General features: G+C 68.8%; 13 protein-coding genes. 6 read left to right on the top strand and 7 right to left on the bottom strand.

Going from position 1 to position 18,512, the window contains the following annotated elements; translation table 11 throughout:
• The first annotated feature begins 245 nt into the window (after positions 1-245).
• The 6 genes from ACFVFR_RS08550 (at position 246) to ACFVFR_RS08525 (ending at position 9,204) form a co-directional block, all read left to right on the top strand.
• Positions 246-1,142 carry a transporter gene (locus tag ACFVFR_RS08550; RefSeq protein ID WP_383698946.1) on the top strand — a complete coding sequence of 299 codons (897 nt, stop codon included), beginning with the start codon at positions 246-248 and terminating at the stop codon, positions 1,140-1,142.
• Positions 1,143-1,742: 600 nt separating this feature from the next.
• A complete protein-coding gene (locus ACFVFR_RS08545; protein ID WP_383698945.1) occupies positions 1,743-2,147 on the top strand; it encodes a CU044_2847 family protein in 405 nt (134 codons plus the stop codon).
• Between the two features lie 306 nt (positions 2,148-2,453).
• Complete coding sequence (locus ACFVFR_RS08540) at positions 2,454-4,343, top strand: hypothetical protein (protein WP_383698944.1); 1,890 nt, start codon at positions 2,454-2,456, stop codon at positions 4,341-4,343.
• Positions 4,344-4,392: 49 nt separating this feature from the next.
• Positions 4,393-5,430 carry an AAA family ATPase gene (locus ACFVFR_RS08535; RefSeq protein ID WP_383698943.1) on the top strand — a complete coding sequence of 346 codons (1,038 nt, stop codon included), beginning with the start codon at positions 4,393-4,395 and terminating at the stop codon, positions 5,428-5,430.
• A complete protein-coding gene (locus tag ACFVFR_RS08530) occupies positions 5,427-8,738 on the top strand; it encodes an SAV_2336 N-terminal domain-related protein (RefSeq protein WP_383698942.1) in 3,312 nt (1,103 codons plus the stop codon). Before ACFVFR_RS08535 ends, ACFVFR_RS08530 begins: the two co-directional genes overlap by 4 nt.
• A gap of 181 nt (positions 8,739-8,919) precedes the next feature.
• Positions 8,920-9,204: an SDR family oxidoreductase gene (locus ACFVFR_RS08525; protein WP_383699077.1), complete on the top strand. Its 285-nt coding sequence runs from the start codon at positions 8,920-8,922 to the stop codon at positions 9,202-9,204.
• Positions 9,205-9,752: 548 nt separating this feature from the next.
• Here ACFVFR_RS08525 and ACFVFR_RS08520 read toward each other — a convergent pair.
• From ACFVFR_RS08520 to ACFVFR_RS08490, 7 genes are all read right to left on the bottom strand, one after another.
• Positions 9,753-10,616 carry a hypothetical protein gene (locus tag ACFVFR_RS08520; protein ID WP_383698941.1) on the bottom strand — a complete coding sequence of 288 codons (864 nt, stop codon included), beginning with the start codon at positions 10,614-10,616 and terminating at the stop codon, positions 9,753-9,755.
• 52 nt (positions 10,617-10,668) lie between these two features.
• Positions 10,669-11,796 (bottom strand): DnaB-like helicase N-terminal domain-containing protein, encoded by a 1,128-nt coding sequence (locus tag ACFVFR_RS08515; protein ID WP_383698940.1) that lies wholly within the window; start codon positions 11,794-11,796, stop codon positions 10,669-10,671.
• Positions 11,796-12,881, bottom strand: a complete 1,086-nt coding sequence (locus tag ACFVFR_RS08510; RefSeq protein WP_383698939.1) for a DNA cytosine methyltransferase — start codon at positions 12,879-12,881, stop codon at positions 11,796-11,798. Before ACFVFR_RS08510 ends, ACFVFR_RS08515 begins: the two co-directional genes overlap by 1 nt.
• Positions 12,882-13,555: 674 nt before the next feature.
• Positions 13,556-15,352: a type IV secretory system conjugative DNA transfer family protein gene (locus ACFVFR_RS08505; protein WP_383698938.1), complete on the bottom strand. Its 1,797-nt coding sequence runs from the start codon at positions 15,350-15,352 to the stop codon at positions 13,556-13,558.
• 196 nt (positions 15,353-15,548) lie between these two features.
• The gene (locus ACFVFR_RS08500; RefSeq protein ID WP_383698937.1) at positions 15,549-16,355 is read right to left on the bottom strand and encodes a DUF317 domain-containing protein; all 807 of its coding nucleotides are present in this window, start codon (positions 16,353-16,355) and stop codon (positions 15,549-15,551) included.
• On the bottom strand, positions 16,352-16,738 hold the full coding sequence (locus ACFVFR_RS08495; RefSeq protein WP_383698936.1) for a hypothetical protein: 387 nt from the start codon (positions 16,736-16,738) through the stop codon (positions 16,352-16,354). The genes ACFVFR_RS08500 and ACFVFR_RS08495 overlap by 4 nt, the downstream gene beginning before the upstream one ends.
• Before the next feature lie 471 nt (positions 16,739-17,209).
• Entirely contained in the window at positions 17,210-17,968 is a 759-nt protein-coding gene (locus tag ACFVFR_RS08490) for a hypothetical protein (RefSeq protein ID WP_383698935.1), read from the bottom strand.
• Positions 17,969-18,512: the final 544 nt, after the last annotated feature.

The following is an 18,512-nucleotide window of genomic DNA, read 5'->3' as shown; positions in this document are numbered from 1 at the left end:
GCAGGCGCTTAGAAGGCGCCTGCGCCATCCCCTGAGCCCTGGCGTCTGACCTGTGAAAACATAGCTCCTCGGGCGCCCGTCCCGCAAACCTGTGGGACGTATGTGGGACCTGACAAGCCTTGTGAGGTGTGGGACGCAGGTGTTCGGTGACGATGCCTCACGCCGCACTCTTCTCGCCGAGGTCTCTCGCGGAAATAATCCTGCCCCGGAGCGGTGTTGACGGACTCCTAGCCGAGGAGGGGGAGGTGTCGGGCCTGAAGATGTTCCGCACGGACACGGTGAATAGCAGTGTGGTTGAGGTCATGCCGCGTCTGGCGGAGGCCGAGGCAGATGTGCAGTACCTCGTCGAGGGGCACATGGAGACGCTGTTGGGCGTCCGGTTCCTGGCGAGCGAGTACGGCACGGGGCCGGTGCACGCTGGCAGGATCGACTCGCTCGGGCTGGACGAGAACGGCTCGCCTGTAATCGTCGAGTACAAGCGCGGCACGGATGCCGGCGTGATCAACCAGGGCCTGTTCTACCTGGCCTGGCTGATGGACCACCGTGCCGAATTCGAGCACCTGGTCCGCGCTCGGCTTGGGGACAGGGCCGCGGCCCAGGTGTTGTGGAGTAGCCCGCGCCTGATTTGTGTTGCCGCTGACTTCACCCGTTACGACGTACATGCCGTACGTGAGCACAGGCGTTCGATCGACTTGGTCCGCTACCGCTTCTTCGGAAGCGACCTGTTCGGGCTGGAGGCCGTGGCTTCCGTGAGCGGTGGCACGCAGGTGGTCCGCTCGGCGCGCCGACGGGCGGTCGCTCAAGTAACGGCCGATGCGCAGAGCGCGTCGATGGTGGAGCTGGCGAGCACGGTCGACGAGGTGCTGGTCGGGCTGGGGCATGGCGTGCACCGTGTTGAGCGCAAGCCCCATCGCGCCTATCAGCGCCTGCGTAACTTCGCGTGCCTGTGTCCGCCGCAGCGCAGCAAGCTGCTGGTCTACCTAAAAGTCGACCCGAAGGACGTTGATCTCGTTCCGGGGTTCACCCGCGACGTGTCTGGTCTCGGGCATCACGGAACGGGTGATCTGGAGGTGCGGTTGCGCACGCCGCAGGATGTGGACCGGGCGCACGATCTGTTTCGGGCCAGCTACGCGACGGCGTAACCGGACTGCTGGCCTTTGGGGCGCGCTCATTGTGGGGCTGCTGTGGTCGTAGGGCGGCGCCTTTCGACGTGCGGGTTGGCGTGGCGGTGGTGTTTCTATGGTGCGCGGGATCGCTGGTTTGGTGAGCCGGCGACCCCGCTCTATGTTGCCCCGCTCCTGATCAGCGTGATCAGCGGTTGGTGAGTGGGCCGGCCGTGGCCGGCGAAGTGGGAGCCAGACTCGTTTGGTGTTCGGTGCGTGCGGTGTGCTGGTTGGTGCGTGTCGTGCGGGTACCGATGCCGTGGGCGAGGGTCTCGACCAGGCGTGTAAGGAATGAGGCTGGGGTGTAAGCGGTGGCCTGGAGGGCTCAGGTTGGCTGTTCTGCAACGGTTAACGCCACAAGCGATCGTCGCCCGTCGAGCAGGAGGCGTCGCTCACCGAGTAGGAGTCACAGAAGTACCGTGCTCCATGAGTGCGGTGGAAGGTGGCCGGCACGCGATCGGGATGTTGGCGTGCGGCCCCGCCCGAGCCCTCGGTGGAGCCGAATTCTGAGCGGCTCGAACTCGACGTAGGCGAAGAGCCGTCCCGGCTGTGCCGCGCCGCTCGTGCACAATGTGGCGCATGCCCGAACACCTCGAACTGGAACTCGCCGGTGCCGCGATCCGCGTGGAACTCGCCGACGTCGGAGAACCGGCCCACGCACTCGTCCCCGCCACTCCCTCGGAAGATGCCGCCGACCTGCCGGAGGGCTTCGGCGCCGTCATCCCGGTCGCCCGCGGTCGGCGGGCCGCCGTGCTCGCCCAGGACGTGCTCCGGTCCGCCCTACGGCCACTGGGCCCGCTGCTCGAAGAGGTGCACACCGCGGTCACCGCTACCGCGCGCCCGCCCCAGGAGCTGACGGTTGAGTTCGGCATCCAGATCGGTCAGGATCTCAAGCTCGGGATCGTCGGCGCCAATGGCCAGGCGACCATGACCGTCAGCGCCACCTGGCAGAACCAGGGCACCAGCGACGCCTCCTCGGCTTAGCCGATGGGCTGGTTTAGCCGGCCGGCGACGCCGGTCTCCTATGCCGCGCTGATGCGTGAGAGCGGCGGAAAGGCGGTGGGCGCCGCCGCGCTCCTTTCGCCGAACCACCTGCTGACGTGCGCACACGTAGTCAACGACGCGGTGGGGCGGGACCTGCTCTGTGCCGAACCCCCTACCGACGAGAAGTTGTTGAGAGTCGCCTTTCACGGCTCCGGCAAGGCCTCTCAGTGCGGCTGGGCCCGACTGTCGGTCTGGGTGGCACCCGAGCCACGGTCGAACGACATCGTGTGGGACGGCGATCTGGCGGTGCTTGAGTTAGAGGAGCCGGCCCCCGAGTGGGCCACCCCCGTGGTCTGGCGGGACATGACCGAGGGGTTGGAACTCCGCGCCTGGCACGGCGGCAGTGTCGGCGTTACCTATGCCGACACCGTGGCCGGCTTCCGGGACGGCCCTGGCTTCTACCTCGACGGGTTCCTGACTGGTGCCGCCATCGGCCCCGGCTACAGCGGCGGCCCCCTGCGGGTAAAGTCCGACCACACTGTCGCCGGTCTTGTCATCGCTCAGGTGATATCCGGCCAGGCCCCCTTGCGGGCGCAGGAGACCGTCCGACGCAGTTGGGCCGTGCCCTGGCAGACCGTGCGGGAACGCCTGACCCTCGCGGGTGCACACGATGTCCTCGCCGGATGCGAGGTCATCGCACCGAAGCACCTCGTCTGTGCGGGACCGAGCGGGGATTCCGTACGTCAGATGGTCCCGCTGCTGCGGGCTCTGCTGGACGACACGGCGCGCCGTGCCGACCACTGCAGGCACCTCGCCGCCGGCCTCGGCTTGGAGGTGCCCTTGGGCAGCGAGCAGTCGGCACCCACCCTGGATGAGCTGGCCGCCCTGCTGCTCACCGAGGAACGGGCACTGGCCACACTGACGGAGTCGCTGGCACCCGTGGTCGGCGACCGCGCAACGCTAAACGGTCTGCTGGCACTCGGCCGCGCCGAGTCCGCCGTCAGGCTACTCTCTGTCAGGGAACACGAGCAGCTATACACCGCCCTGCTCAGCGTCGCCGCGGAAGAGCCAGAGCTGATCCCGCGCGCGGCGCAGGAGGCCCTGCGTCTCCTGGAGCTTCCGGAAGCACTCACGCGCTCCCCCCGCCTTTCGGGGGAGGCCGTTGGTACCGTCGTTCAGGCGCTAGAGGAGTACCCGGACGGGCGCGGCGCCACGACCGATTCCCTGCCCGTACCCGCGATGCTCCGGCTTGCGGAGTTCGTGGCTGCCGCCGTCGCCGACCCGGCCCGACAGCGATCGCTGCGCGCCTGGTGCGAACGCGTTGCCAAACGGCTGGGCATCAGCTTCGCCGCGCTCATGGAACGCCGCGCGGACGCCAAAGCATGGGCCGCTCGCGTCCCCGCACCCGTCACGCAAGTCATCGTGCGGCTCCATCGGGCGAGCGCCGGCGATCCGGATCGCTTCCTGTGCGAGATCTGGCTCGGCCACAAGGGCGGCGGGCGCACAACGGTGGCCACCCCGGAGAGCCCCTTGGAGCCGGTACAGATCGCACGGCTTATACGCCAGACGGCGGATGCCAGTGAGGCGACCAGTGGTCACGCTCCGACGCGCGTCGACGTGGTGGTAGAGGCCGACGGGCTGGGCATCCCCATCGACGAGTGGGACGCGGGCAGCGGTCTGGGGGACATCTTCCCTGCCCTCGCCGAACTGAGCATCCCGCTGGGTGGCTGCTACCAGGTCGCGCTGCGCTGCCCCGACCTGTCCGCCAACGTCACCACGGCGGCGAGCGAGAGGCAAAGACGCTGGGCAGTCGGGGGCGACGGGACGCTCGTCGTCGACGAGTCGTGCCACGACATCATGAGTCTGCACAAACTTCTGGACGAGCCCTACCGTGACACCGCGCGGGTCGTCCTCCACGGGCCGCCGGAGCGACGGCAGCAGTTCCTCCACATGTGCCTGGCCATGGGAGTGCCGGTCGTGCTGTGGGATCGAGACGCCAGGTCGCACGAGGACGCGCAGCGGATGGACACCCTCGACCCCACCGGTCCCCTAGACAAGCTCCCTCGACGGCTTCAAGAGTTCCGAAAGTCGCAGTACGCCGCCTCGGCCTCGTGCGGGGCGGCACGACCGGCCCTCATCTGGGAGGAAGGCGAACTAGCACTGCCAGGTCCGCTGCAGCTGGCCGACCCGACATGACGCACCACACCCACCGAACGCCCGCACCATAGAGAAGGACGGACACGCGATGGCGGCCCATGAACCCCACAGGCAGCAAGACACGGCCGACAACGAACAGGAGGCTGACTGGCGGCTGTTCAAGGGCGACGGCCGCGCCAGGACTATCACCTTCCCTGAGGCCCCGCCCTGGCGGCGGTTCGGCGGCCACGCGGACGGGGAAACGGACATCGCCTATCGCAATCGGCCCTATCTAATCGGCCCCCAGGAAGCGGACGTCGTTAACGCAGCACTACTACTCCGCCGACCGCTCCTCGTCACCGGACACCCCGGGACGGGCAAGTCCTCCCTGGCGTACGCCGTGGCCCACGAGCTGTCCCTCGGTCCCGTCCTGCACTGGCCGGTCAACAGCCGCACCACACTCCAAGACGCGTTGTACCGCTACGACGCCATCGGCAGGCTCCGCGAGACCAATATGAGCCGTGAACCCCACGACGGGGACGGCTCCACACCACTGAGCCTGGGCATCGGCTCGTACTTGCGGCTCGGCCCCCTTGGCACCGCCCTAGTTCCATCAGAGTCGCCACGTGTGCTCCTCGTCGACGAACTCGACAAGGGCGACGTCGATCTACCGAACGACCTCCTGAACGTCTTCGAGGAAGGCGAGTTCGAGATCCCCGAGCTCGCCCGGCTCCGTGAGGAACAGTCCTCGGTGCGCGTGATGACCGCAGATTCCGGCAAATGGACCGAAGTCGTCCGTGGCCGTGTCCGCTGTTCCGAGTTCCCCGTCGTCATCATCACCAGCAACGGCGAACGAGACTTCCCGCCAGCCTTCCTGCGCCGCTGCGTCCGCCTCGACCTCCCGGAACCGGACGAGAACCGACTACGCGCCATCGTCTCCGCTCACCTCGACCCGAAGGACGGCTCCGAAGCCTACGACACGCCTGAGATCGACGACCTCATGCGCGCCTTCCTCGCCCGCAGGGCGCGCGGCGAACTCGCAACGGACCAGCTCCTCAACGCCGTGTTCCTCCGGCGTGGCGGCGTCGAACTCGACGCTGACGGACTGCTGAACGCCGTCCTGCACCATCTCGCACGCGCCCTGTGAACGAGCCCATGCTGCACCGGGTACGCAACGCGCTATCCGGCGACGGCAAACGTCTCGACCCCGAAGAACTCCGCGACACGCTGTGGCTTGCGGCCCGGTTGCCCCCAGCGGCGGCCACGGCGATGGCACGGCTGGCTCAGGCCGCAGAGGCCGCCGCCGAGACAGCGGCCCTGGCCCCGGTCGAGTCCGCCGCCACGCCACCCTTCAACGGCAGGGAAGAGTACCGGAACCCGCCCCCGAACGACCGCCGCAACGGAGCGTCATTCGCCACCACATCGCCCGGTGGCGGAGCGCCAGCCGCGCAAGGGGACGGACTGCACGCAGCCCCCGTGCCGCCGAGTCAGGCCGCTTCCTTCGACCGGTCCGCGATGGCCGTACGCGCCCCGGAAATGAAGGCGCTAGACGGTACGGAGCTCCAAATCGGGCGCGCCCTGCGTCCACTGCGCCAGCTCCGTCCCGACCCGTTGCGCACCGAACTCGACATCGACGCGACAGTCTCTGCAATGGCCGAGACTGGCCTCCCCGACGCCGTGCTCCGCCCCGCGCAGACCCGCTGGCTCGACCTGGTAATCCTTGTTGACGACGGCGTCTCGATGATCCTATGGCAGCGACTCACGGGCGAGATTCGTGTCTTGATGGAGCGATGCGGGGCTTTCCGGGACGTACGCCTCCACGGCCTCGACAGCCGCACCCCGGGCAGTCCCCGGCTGACCGGCCGCCCATACGACGGGCGCGACCGGGCGCGACCGATATCCACAGTCCTCGACCCCTCTGGCAACACTCTGCTCTTGGTCGTGAGCGACGGCATCGGACGGGCCTGGCGGGATGGATCGATGCACCGAGAGCTCGACCGCGCTGCGTCGATGGGCCCCGTGGCCGCCCTCCATGCGCTTCCGCCGAGGCTGTGGGCAGGTTCCGGCATCGACGCTCGGCCTTGGCGCGTGACGACCCGTCGCAGGGGAGCGGCCAACCGGTCCTGGCGCGTCGAAGACCCCGTCCTGCCACCGGAACTGGCCCCCTACGATGGCGTACCGGTTCCGGTGCTCTCCGCGGCGGGAAGCGGCATCGACAACTGGGCCCGGCTCATCGGCTCCCCCGGAGAGACCGTAGTGCTCCCGCTCTTGACCGGGCCGGACATGCCTGTACCCGACGTCGGCGCACAGGCACTCGCCGGGACCGCTGGGTCCGTCGCGGCGGAGGAGGCGGTGCTGCGGTTCAAGACCTCGGCGTCCCCGGAGGCGTACTGCCTCGCGGCACACCTGGCGGCTGTGGCACCACTCCCCGTCCCGGTTATGCGGCTCATCCAGCACGCTTTGCAGCCGTCCGTCGACACGGCCCACTTGGCGGAAGTCTTCCTCGGCGGCCTCATGCATAGCGTCGACGGTTCCGCCGGCCTCCCGCATCAGAAGACCTTCGACTTCACCGAGGACATTCGTACGGTTCTGCTGGGCACGGTGCCGCCCTCCGAGCTGTTCAGGACGGCACGGGAGGTCACGACCCATCTCGGCGGGCTCCCGCACACCCCCACGGGATTCCCTGCCTGGCTTCCCCATTCCGAGGGCCCGGAACGGGTCAGGACGGGCAGTCATAAGCCTTTCGGTTGGGCCGACGAGACCCTTCGGCGCAGGCTCGGCATCGCCCCGCCCGCCTCGCCGGAACCGGCATCAACACCCGCCCCCCTCAGCCCGCACGTCGATCTCCGAGAGCTCCCGGACGGCTTCGTCCTCGCCGATGATCTGACGGGATGGCGCCGGCTGCCCGTCGCCGACCGCCGCTTCGAAGGCCCCAACGGCGTGCCGTACGAGGTGTTCGCCGAGTGCACAGAGGGCTGGTCGGACGTCAGGCTGCTGTTGGCCCACGACGGCGAGGGCCGCGTGCTCGTCATACGCATGCCCGAGGAGCACAACCCTCGGCATGCCGTCGACCTTGTGACGACTGAGGTGACGGCGCTGAAGCGGCTGGACGGCTTCTTGGTGCCGCGACTCCTGGCCTGGGATGTCCACCGCCGCCTTCCTTGGCTCGCCGTCGAATGCGCGCTGGACGGCGCCTCGGGGCCGGCGCCGAACCTTCATGACTTCGTACAGTTGCAGGTCGTGCTGCACCAGGCGACCCTGCTGGAGATCGCCCGCCAACTCGCGGCAAGCCTCGTCAACGCCCATGGAAGGGGCCTTGTCCACGGCTCGCTCACCCCCCGTCGCGTGCTGATAGCGGGGCGGAAGGTTCAGATCACCGGCTGGATGACTGCTTCCGTGGACGGCAGGACCGCTCCGCACTGGGACACGTACGCACCGCCCCCCCGGTACCGTGCCCCAGAGTTGATCATGCCCGGCGATGAACCGACTCCTGAGTCAGACATCTACGCGCTCGGTGTCACCCTCATGGACATGGCAATGGGCGAGAGACAGAGGAAGTCTTTCTCCGAAGCCACGCTGGCACTGTCCCACGGCCGGCTCTCCCCCACTTGGACCGCCATTTTGGAGGCATGCACGCGGAGAGACCCCGCGCACCGGCCCTCTGCTACCAGGCTGCGGCGTGCCCTCGATTCCCTCGCGTTCCAGCGGCCCGGGGGCGGCCAATCTATGTGGGTCTCCCTCGGGCTTGATGCCGACCTGGGCCCGGTGGGACTGGACCTGGAGAGCGAGGACCGCGGCGGCCAAGGCCCCCATCTTCTGCTGCGTGGGCTCCCGGCCACCATCCGCAGGAGCCTCCTGCGTCGCGTGCTGGACCAGCTAACGCGGCAGAACCCGACTGGTTTCGAACTGGTCCGCGCTGACTACGACGGACGCAGCTGGGGCGCCAGCTTCGAGGACATCGTGCGTGGTGCCGCGTTCCTCGGCCTGAGCCGCCACCCGACGCACGTCCTCTCGTTCTGCCAAAAGCTCCAGCAGGAAGTCGCGAAGCGCTGGAACATGCTCGGGAGGAGCATCGACGACTCAGACTTTGGGTCGCTCGCACACGACGCGGCCAAGTACGGCATCCCACATGCGCTGCGGCGCCTCGTCGTCGTTGTGGAGGACTTCCAGAAGGTGCTGCTTCTGGCGCCGGAGGTCGTCACGGCGCTAAGACAGGTCGTGGTGGAAGGGCCACGGCTCGGGATGCATCTCATCGTCAGCACTGACGACACGAACGAAGCCACGCTCGTGCGGCTCTTTGTGGGAGGGAAGCCGGCGGGCATCGAACTATTAGGCCAGCAAGAGCGGGCCGATGACCTGACGGTGGAAGCGATCTTGCATGTCCCGTCGTTGGACGGATCGGTGTCCTTCTCCGCGGGAGTGGAGGGCATCCTCGAACCCGTGCCGGAGGAATGATGCCGAACGTGAAATGATCGATCAACGCGCTATCCGAGGGTCCCTCGTGCGGCAGCCAGTCACCACCGTCACGGGCAGCAGCAAAGGCATCGGTGCCGCGGCCTGAGCATGTCTCGCATCCGACGACCACGACATTCTCGTAGGCTATCGCTGGCATGACGCGGCCGCAGAGTAGCTCGCAATCGCTGTCCTCGCCGCCGGGCGCAGACGCATGCCCGCCCATGTGAACGCCGCGGGCGAGAACGATGTCGACCAGTGCTTCGACATAGCGGGGCAGGCTCTCGGTTCCGTTACGAACCTAGTCCACAACGCTGAGATCAGCGGCCCTAATGGGTGGTTGGCCAAGGCGGACACCGAAGTCATACGCCAGGCTCGGGATGGCAAGGTGCTCGGCTACTTCTCGGGCGCGCACCGCGCGGTTCGTGACATGGCTCAGTGTGGCAGCGGCGCCATCGTCAACCCGTAGACAACTCCCGAGGCAGACCCTGCTCGCCCTCGTTCACCGATCAGCGTGATCGGCGACTGGTGGTTGGGGCAGCCGTGGCCTGCGAGGCGAGGCTCGACCTGTGTCGGGGGCGTGCGGTGTGCTGGTTAGTTGATGTGGTGCGGGTGCCGATGCCGTGGGCCAGGGTCTCGTTCAGGAGTGTGAGGAGTGCGGTGGGAGTGAAGGCGGAGGCGTGGAGGGTCCAGGTGGAGTGTTCGGGGTTCTTGCCTGCCCAGAGTGTCCAGGTGTCGAGGTAGCTGTGTGCAGGGTGCGCTGAGAGGGCGTTGAACTGGACGCCGACGGTGGACTCCTGTCCGCCGGAGTGGGGTGCTTTCCAGGTGATTGTGGGTCCGTTGATGGCGGGTTGCCACCCCTTGCCACCCCGCGTCGCTCAGGGGGCGTGTGGCGTGGGTGACGGTCCTATCGGTTACCGGGCTTCCGAGTGCGAGGTCCCATGGGTCGGCTTCGGCGAGTGTGTCGAGCAGGGTCTCTAGGACGGGGGCCGGGGTGATGGCGGTCAGGGTGATGCGCTATGTGCGTTCGGAGACTGGCGATTCGTAGGCGGCGATGGTCCAGGTGGCCTCACCGGCCTCTGGATCGTGAACGAGTTTGACGCGCAGGGTTTGTGTTTCGTCGATGGCGAGGGTGGTCTCGTCCGACCACACGCGATGCTTGTGCCAGTTGGCGTGCTGGTTGAGGAACTGGTCGAGTACGGCTTCGTGATCGGCGGGGTCGGCGGCGTGAGCCGGGACGGTCTCGCGTCGCGATGGCCCCTCTGGTTCCCGGCCGTTGCGGAGGTTGGTGAGGGCTTCGATCACCTGGCGCTCGGTGTGGGTCAGGGGTGCGGGTCCTGGGCGTACGGCGTCACGGTGCAGGTGTTGGAAGGCGCTGATCGCCTGGACGGGTGAGGGGAAGGTGTCGGTCACCGTGCGGAGGTGGTCCTCACCGTGGAGGCGGACGCTTGGTCCGTCGTGGTAGGTGCCCACCGCGACGGTTGAGGGGCCGTCGTAGGCGTGCGCGTGGATAGTGAGGCGGCCGTGACGCAGGTGGTTGGGGATCTGCTGGGCCTCGACCGATGCCCTGTTGCGCGTGTCGCGCCCCGCGGCAGACGCCGAGTGCTGGCCCTGGGACGTGTGGCTGTCGATGATCTTGCGCAGTTCAGGTGCGATCTGGAACGCGATGCCCCTATCGGCCATGGACTGGGCGGTGAGGTTGGCCCAGCAGGGCTCGTGGTGGTCAATGCGGGCCAGGACCCAGGTGCGCTCGATGACGGGCTCGAAGCCGTGGCCGGCCAGGAGTGCGTTGGCGGTCAGGTGCAGGTCGCTGGATACCGTGGCGATGACCGCGGTGGCGTGGGTGGGGTGGACTGCGAAGTGAACGTCGGCGTTGGACATGGAGTGCTCGATTCGTGCCGCGCGCGGTACAGGCTCTGCGGCGCAGTGGTGATCACCTCGTGCGAGAGCGTGGCGGGGCGGTAGGTGCTGGTCGGGGTGGGCCGGCTCGGGGTGAGGCGGACGGGGTGGTCGGTGCGCGAGCTCCACGCTGGGGCGTTGGGCAGGTGGCCTGGCCCCAGCGGGTGCGCAGGGCTTGGACGTTGCCGATGGCGCGGCGACTGCTGAAGACGAGCTGGTGGGTTCCGGTCGCGGGGTCGTCGGTCAGGGCCTGGATGTGGTGTCCGATGCGGGATGCCGTGGTGAGCAGGGCGCGTTGCAGGATGCGCTGGCCCCAGTGGTGGGCGGAGCCGGCTGGTGTCGCCAGGAGGGCCAGAACGTCTCCGGGCTCCACGGGCTCACGGGCGAGCAGGCCCTGCTGGTGGGCTTCACACAAGATGGTCACCGGGTCGATGGGCTCGCCGCGACGGAGCAAGATGGTGAGGCTGTGCCAGAGGCCGGCGTGCAGCGGGTGGGTGAAGTCGCAGGGCATCATCCAGCGCATCGCCGCGGCGTCACCGGGCCGAGCGGCGGCGCTCGCCAGGAGCAGCCGCTCCTCCTCCAGCGCCGCTGGGTCGTCGTCAGCCACTACCGGGGTGAGCGGTGGCGCCCCGTGGCGTAGTGGGCCGGAGGGGGTGGGGAGCTGCGTGGAGAGGTCGTCGAGGAACAGAGCGAGGGCGTCGACCTGAGCGAGGGTGACGGTCACAGGGCGCGGCAAGGTGGCGTCGGTAGCGGTTTGAGCCAGGCGTTGAGCGTGCTCGCGCAGGGTGCGTCGGGCGTGGTCTGCTTGCACGATCCGCGCGTACGCGGCGGCGTGCGCCGTTCGCGGGCACAGCGCGATGAGCGTGTGCAGGTAGGAGGCGTCCAAGCCTTGGGTGTGTCGACGAGCCGCGGTGAGGACTTGGTTCAGCCAGATGGGGGCGCTGGCGTGCTGGGCTGGGGCGGGAGGTGACAGGTCGCGTATCGCGGTGAACAGCACGCTGTGTGCGTGGTGGTCGAATGAGTCTGGTTCGATGGTCCTCTCGACCTGCGCGAGACGGTCAGGGCGCAGAAGGAGGGCTCCCAGGAGTGCTTGCTCGGCGTAGCGCACCGGGTGAGGGGGTGGCAGCTCCCCTTCTTCATGGGAAACATCGCGGTGGGCCATCACGCCGCCAGGACGAAGTCGTCGGGGTCGAAGGTGACCTCGAGGTGCGGAGCCAGTAGATGGGCGGCGAACTGGGGTGGCACGGCGTTGCCGATCTGGGCGAACTGCTCCCCCTTGTTCCCGGCCCAGGGGTAGTTGGCGGGGAAGGTCTGCAAGATGCCGGCCTCGCGGGCGGTGATCTGGATCGGCTTGGGCAGTGCTGGCTCGTTGGTGCCCGTGGTGTTGGCCGAGCGGGGTGTGGCGACCCAGGTGCACTGGTTCGCGCGGTGTCCGAAGAACAGCGTGCCCGCCGGCTCCTGGACGGGTCGGATGGTGGCGTGGCACTGGTTGTTGCTGCGCAGGGACCAAGTCCACCGGTGCGCCTCGGCAGGGAGGGCCGACGCTGGGGCCCCGGGGTGGGACTGGTCACTCGGATCCCACTTCAGGGCCTGGGCCATGCTGACCCAGCGGTCGCGGCCCGGCCCGAACAGAGGGGTGGGTTCGGCAACTTGCGCGTGTGTGGGCGTGGGTGGCTGCGCCGGTCGGAGCCGGGAGGCCAGGAGGATGGCCCGCCTCCGTGTTTGGGGAACGCCGAAGTCGGCGGCGGTCAGGAGGCCGCACCAGGCCGAGAACCCCCAGGTGCGCAAGATGGCCGCGTACTGCTTCCACAGTGGAAGGACGGCCGGCACCTCTTCCAGGGCGACCCACTCGGGCTCGCCGGCCGTGTTCAGGGCGTGCAGGTAGCGCATCGGCTCGGCCGCTAGGAGGGAACGGTGGTCGCGGCAGGCCGCGAGGAGGCGCTCACGGGTGTCGCGTCCGGCTGCGAGGTCCTCGACCGCCGCGTGCACCAGCGGCTGGTCCACGAGCCCCAGGCGTCTGCCAGCCATGCTCCACGCCTGGCACGGCGGGGAGGCGATTAGCCCACGGGTGCGCCCCACGAAGGGTCGCGTGGGGTACATCGCCACGTCGGTGCGAACAGTCAGGTGCGCTGCGGCGACGCGGGTCTTGCAGGCCGCCTCATCCCACTCCAAACCCACATCTCGCGATCCGAGAACTCTCAGGGCGTGGCTCCAGCCACCCGCCCCCGCGAAGAGGTCGAGTATCAACAGGCCAGCCCGAAGTCGTCCTGTGTCGGCTCGTCCGCATCGCTGCGGCGCGCCCAGGGCGAGCAGCCGTCCAGCGCACCGTTGTCCGGGGCGTCCGCGCTGGCCTTCTCGTCTTGGTGGACAGTTCGCTCGGCAGCGGCGACGTGGTCGATGAGGGGTAGGTCAGTGTGGCATTCGGGGATAGCGAGCCTCCCGTTCGGCGAAAGTGCAACGGAGCGTCAGGGTCAGGGTGATTGCCACAGCGTGCGGGCGATCCGCGCGGCGCCTTGGTCGGTCCGCGGGCGAGAGGGGCGGTCCCCACCCGGCCGCGGAGGCCGGTGGTCCAGGACGCGCCAACCAGCGCCGCGCAGCGAGGCGCCGCTCTCACCGGCCTACGTGTAGGTGATCAACTGGCGTATCCGAGCGCCTGGTCTCTCGCCAGGCGGCGCCGTAAAGCCGGGAGTTGGCGTTGGGCGTGCCGTCGCTGGCGTCCGGGTGACTTCGAGGGTGGTGCCGTCGTCCAGTGCCGTGCGACGGGGCGGCCGACCACGGCCACAGCCCGCAAGGTGCTGCCTCGTCGGCGGCGTCGACGGAGAATATCTGTCCGACCGGTGGCCGGTGGTGGCGGTGCCACAGGCGCACGAAGTCCTTGGCCTCGCGGGAGCGGACGGGCATCAGGTACCGGCGGGCCCTGCTCATGCCGCCGTCCCGAAGTCAGCCTGGGTGGGCGTGTGCTTGGCCACAGCGCGGGTGGTGATCGCTTTGGACGCGCGCGCGGAGGCCGCCGACAGTTCCCCTGCGCCGGGCTCTCGGTACCAGGGGCGCAGGTCCAGCATGGCGGCGCGCAGGCCGGTGGCGAAGCAGAGCGCGGTGCCCTTGGGGAGGGCGCGGATCGCGTCGGCGGGCAGAATCCGCTCTTGCCGCATGCTGATCGAGGTGGACTTCCCGGACTCCGAGTGCGAGGTCGAGACGGTCTCGGTGTCGTGGTCGCCGATCAACCGGGAGAGCTTGTCCGCGAAGTCAGGGTCGTCGATGCCGCTGCCGATGACCTTGATCGTCGAGGCGGACCACAGGGCGTCCATCCCGGCGTCCCCCCAGACCTTCTGACCTTGGCGGTAGGACTGCAGAATCGTGATGGGAATGATTCCGCGCGAGCCGAGGTGCGAATACAGGTCCGGCAGATCGCTGATCTTGCACACGTTGGCGGCCTCATCCAAGATCGCCAGCATCGGCGGGTCCAGCCGCCCGCCGGCGCGCTCGGCCTGGGCTGTGGCGGCGCGCATCACCGCATCCGCGCACGCCGCGATCAAGGCGGAGGCGCCACCGCCTCCGTCTTTGCTGAGCAGGAAGAGCGTGTCGGTGGAGGTGACGAACTGCTCCGGCCGGAACTCGGGGACCGCCTTGCCGGGGGTGACCCAGGCTGCGATCTCGGCGTTGAGTAGGGCGGCGGCGTACTGGCGGGCGGTTTCGTAGATGCCATCGCGTGTTTCGGGCGGCCCCTCGACAGTACCCTTGAGCTGAGCGGCCACGGCGGCGAAGTCGTGATCACGCAGGATGTCGAGCGGGGCACGGTCGGCCGGGAAGGCCAGCCACTGCATGACGTCGGTGATGGGACGCTCGTCCAGGGCAGCGGCCAGGAACAACTGGCTGAGAATGTTGGAGCCAGCCTTGGACCAAAAGTCACCCTGCTGGGAAGCATCGACGCTGGCAGCGAGGAAGTGGCCGGCCAACCGGCTGGCGCCATCCAAGGTCTTCGCGCTGGCCAGCGGGTTCCACCACATCTCGCGGTCGGCATGAGCGATCTGCTGGGGATCCATGCTCCACACCCGTCCCGCTCTTGCCCGCACTTCGTAGGTGGCGGTGAAGGCGTCACCGGCGGCCTTGTTGCTGGTGAGCAACACCGGACCGGGGGCGTTCAACACGGAGGGGATCGCTAGGGAGGTGGTCTTGCCGGACCGCGGCGCCATGATCGCCACGGCGACATCCTCGAACCCCATCCGCACCTCGTGCCTGGTGCCCTGCAGGTTACCGAGGAGAACGCCGGTGTCCTTCGCGTCAAGGTGCTTGACGTCCTTCAGACTCGGTCGCAGCGACCGGGCCTTGTCGGTGATCGCCTTGGCCATCAGGGGCTCGATTTCTCGGGCCTTGGCCATGCCGGTGATCTTCTTCTTCCGACCGCCGCCGCGGTTGTTGTGACGGGTCCAGATGGCGCCTGCCGCCGCCCCGAGCGTCAGGAGCACAAGTACGGGCACGATGCGCGCGCCGATCAGCAGGAAGGTTTCTCCCATTTCGGGCCAGACCTGCGCGGGGTGAAGCAGAGCGGTGGTCGGTTGATACGGAGCCCAGTTGATCCCGGCGAGGTGGGCGGTGATGTTGCCCGAGAGCCAGGCGAGGTGGGCCAGGGGGACGACGATCGCGAGCACACCCAGCAGGAGACGTAGGAGGAGGTCGTACCCGTCGGTGGAACCGTTCGGCGAGGAGGGAGGGGACAAAGGGTTACGTTCTTCCGGGCGGGGACGAGGGGCAGCGGCTGCGACCGCGCTGGGCTGATGGTTTCCGCGAGGGCATCGGACTGGTCGGCCGGATGGCTTGGCGAGCAGCGAGGGCGTGAACGCGTTCGTCCAACACCTCGGCTACCACGCAGGGAGTCCGGAGTGAGGTCGAGCAACAGATACTCCTCAGCATGAGTCAACGGTGGGTCCGTAGACCGCTGCGGGGGACGTGGGGGCGGGCGGTGGTGCGTGGCCGGGCGTGTCGAGCGCTGTTGCGAGCCCAGGTGGCAGCGCGGGCTGCCGTGATCCGGGCTTGCCGCCAGGCGCTGAGTTGGGAAGGCGTGACGGAGACCGACCAGGTACGAATGTGTGCACTGCGTGGAACGCGGTCACGCGGGCGCATGAGTGGTTCGGGGTGCGCGAGTGCGGCTGCGAAAGCTTGTACCACGTGCAGGGGCGTGTGGGGTGAGAGGTGGGCTGTCCAGCCGTTGCCCTGCTGGTCCTTCGCCCCAGCCCACCACATCGCTCCGCCGTTGCCACCGCGGTGGTACTGCACCCACGCGGTGCCATCGGCACTGGTCGCCGTGTAGTGCTCACCCACGAAACGCGTGCGCCAACCCTGCCCCTCCAACGGCGCCCAGACGTTGGGAGCATGAGCGGGGCGGGGGCGGGTGAGAGCGTCGGTCAAGCCGGCGACAATCTCCACCGGGGTCTGCTGGCCCAGGTGCGCCCACCACTGCCCACCGGGGCCCTGTGTGCGGCCGTGGAGGGTCCACCCGCCAGGCGGGCTGGAGGGGTCGTAGCCAACACGGACGGTGCGGTCCGGGCTCTCCATGAGCAAAAGACCACCACCCGCCCTGGCCTTGTCTCGCCAGCCCGAGGCACGCAGGAACTCCGACACGTGCCGCATATCACCGCCGCCGGCCAGGGCGCGGGGTTGGATGAGGTAGTGCTGCTCGGCCTGCTCCCCTGGCCCCCAGCCCTGCCTCTTCGCGTTCTTCACCGGCGCCGCCGCACGACAAGCAGCGCGGGCTCCGCCGGTGGCTTCATCGAGGCGGCAGCGGGCCGGGAGCCAAGGCGCTGGAGGGCGCCCCGGTGTTCATCCAGGTCCACGGCGATGTCGTGCAGCTCGTTCGCACCGCGGCCCAGAGCCAGGCATACCTCTGCCGGCAGGGCCCCTCCCTCAGCCTGGCCTTTGGCGAACACGCTACCGGCGACCAGGGGATGGAGGACGTCACCGAAGGCTCCGGTGTCCGCGTCGAGAACGCGGGCGGTCACCTGGGCTGCCTGGCCCGGGGGGAGCTGCGCGAGTTGGTTGGCGAGTTGGCCGCATCGTCGGGTGATCGCGTCGGCCAGTCGCATCGGGGGCGGGACAGGCTGGGACATACTCCTCCGAGTCGGTGCATGGTCAGTGAGGGTGGCCAGCGCGCGGCGCCTTCCCCAGGACGGTCTCCGGGTGTGCGCCGGCCAGTGGGCTGGGGCGGTCGAGACCGGTGGGGATACAGGCGCGCAGGTAGCCACGGAACAGAGCCGTCGCGAGGCGAGGCGTGAGCCGGTGGCTGATCGGTGAGAGTGTGCGGGGTGTGATGGGCTTCTCCGAGGTGTGAGCCGTGCGGTGGGCAGCCCGTAGCGCCGGGGCCGGACGGGTTGCCCACGAGAGAGATGTGGGGAAAGAGGGTGGCCGGTGTGTCCCGCGCGTTCAGATGAGGGCGCGGTGAAGTCTGTGACCCGCGACGATGAGGTACCGATCGAGACGGTGGTCGTCAGGCACTGCTGCTCGACGGCCCACCGGTCTCCGGTGGTAGGCCCGGCGCGGCCTGGGGATACCGAGGAAGGCGTCGGGCCACTGTTTTTGCCTCATCGCGCCCTGGTGGCCGGTGTGCGGGGGCCGGCCGGGGCTGGTGACATGGAGGCAGGGGCGGCGGCGGGGGCGGCCCGTCCCACCGCGTGTTGGAGGGCGATGTCGATGCCCAGTGCGTCGAGCTGCGGGCCGAGCGTGCGCAGCACGTGTGCCTGCGCCCTGGTGTCGTCGCCGCTGAGGCGGAAGATGCCTGTGTGCGGGTCGTGCACGAAGCCGTTGGCCACCAGCACGGCATGGGCGCGGTCATCGAGCGGTGCGGTGGCGAAGGTGCCGTCCGGCTGCCAGGTCAGGACCACCCGGTCCGACTGCGAGGGCTCGATGTCGCCCAGGGCATTGTGGCGGACCTGGGCGAGCGCGCTGTCGTAACGCACGAGCAGGTCACCGGCGACCAACTTGGCGCTCCGGAACGGGTCATCACCCTCCAGGGCGATGCCGTTGGGCTCAGGAACGGCGCGATAGGCGTGGGCGGGCAGGGCGCGGGGGGCGACGGCAGCGATGAGGAATCCCTCGCGTTCGTCGTGACGGTCAAGGATGGCGAGTTGGGCGCCGTCCGGGCGGCTGAGGACCGCGGCCTGATGGAGCCGGTGCTCGGCAAGGGAGGCGGCGATCAGGTCCAGGTCCCAGATGCGGTCAGCCAACTCGGCAAGGTCGACCTTGGCATCGGGCGAGAGGAGGACACCGGTCCAGGCGCCGGGAAGTTCGCCGGCGAGGATATCGGCGTACGAGGCCAGACGCTCGGTTTCGTGGTCGTGCATGAAGTCCTTGGGCAAGGTAGGAGGCAGCGGCCCAGCCCGGCGACGCCCATCGGAGAGGTGGCCGAGAGCGTGCGCGGCAGAGCGGATCGGTGCGCACGGCGAAGTGGCCACGGCCGGTGGCCGGCATCTCTTCGGTGCAAGTGCTGCGGCCGGGATGCGGGACGTGCCGGTCGGCGAGGCTGCTGCGGATGTAGGTGAGGTTGGTGCGGATGATGTGCAGGTGCTCGCCGGCCAGATAACGAAGGCGCCAGCAGTGGCAGTGAGCACCGCCTCCAACGTGGCGAGGAGGCCGCCTGTGGGGGGCGGTCAGCTCGGTCAGAGCGTCAGCAGCTTCGTGCGGTGGTGGCTTTGCGAAGACGCTCGGCGAGGCGGGCGGGCTACGGACGAGTCCACCGACAGGCTCCTAGCGGGGCGGGTGCCGGTGTCGAAGCCCTTCGCGGTCGACTCGTCTAGGGCCTGTCCGGCGGATCACGGTCGGAGCCATAGGTGGATCGCCGCGACCGTGACGGTGCCGTGGAAGACGTAGGCCCTCTTGTCGTAGCGG

This window comes from Streptomyces sp. NPDC057702, from assembly GCF_042799315.1.
In the GTDB taxonomy this organism is placed as follows: domain Bacteria; phylum Actinomycetota; class Actinomycetes; order Streptomycetales; family Streptomycetaceae; genus Streptomyces.
The sequence above is the reverse complement of the archived record's forward strand: the minus strand, read 5'-3'. Positions and strand labels throughout refer to the sequence as shown.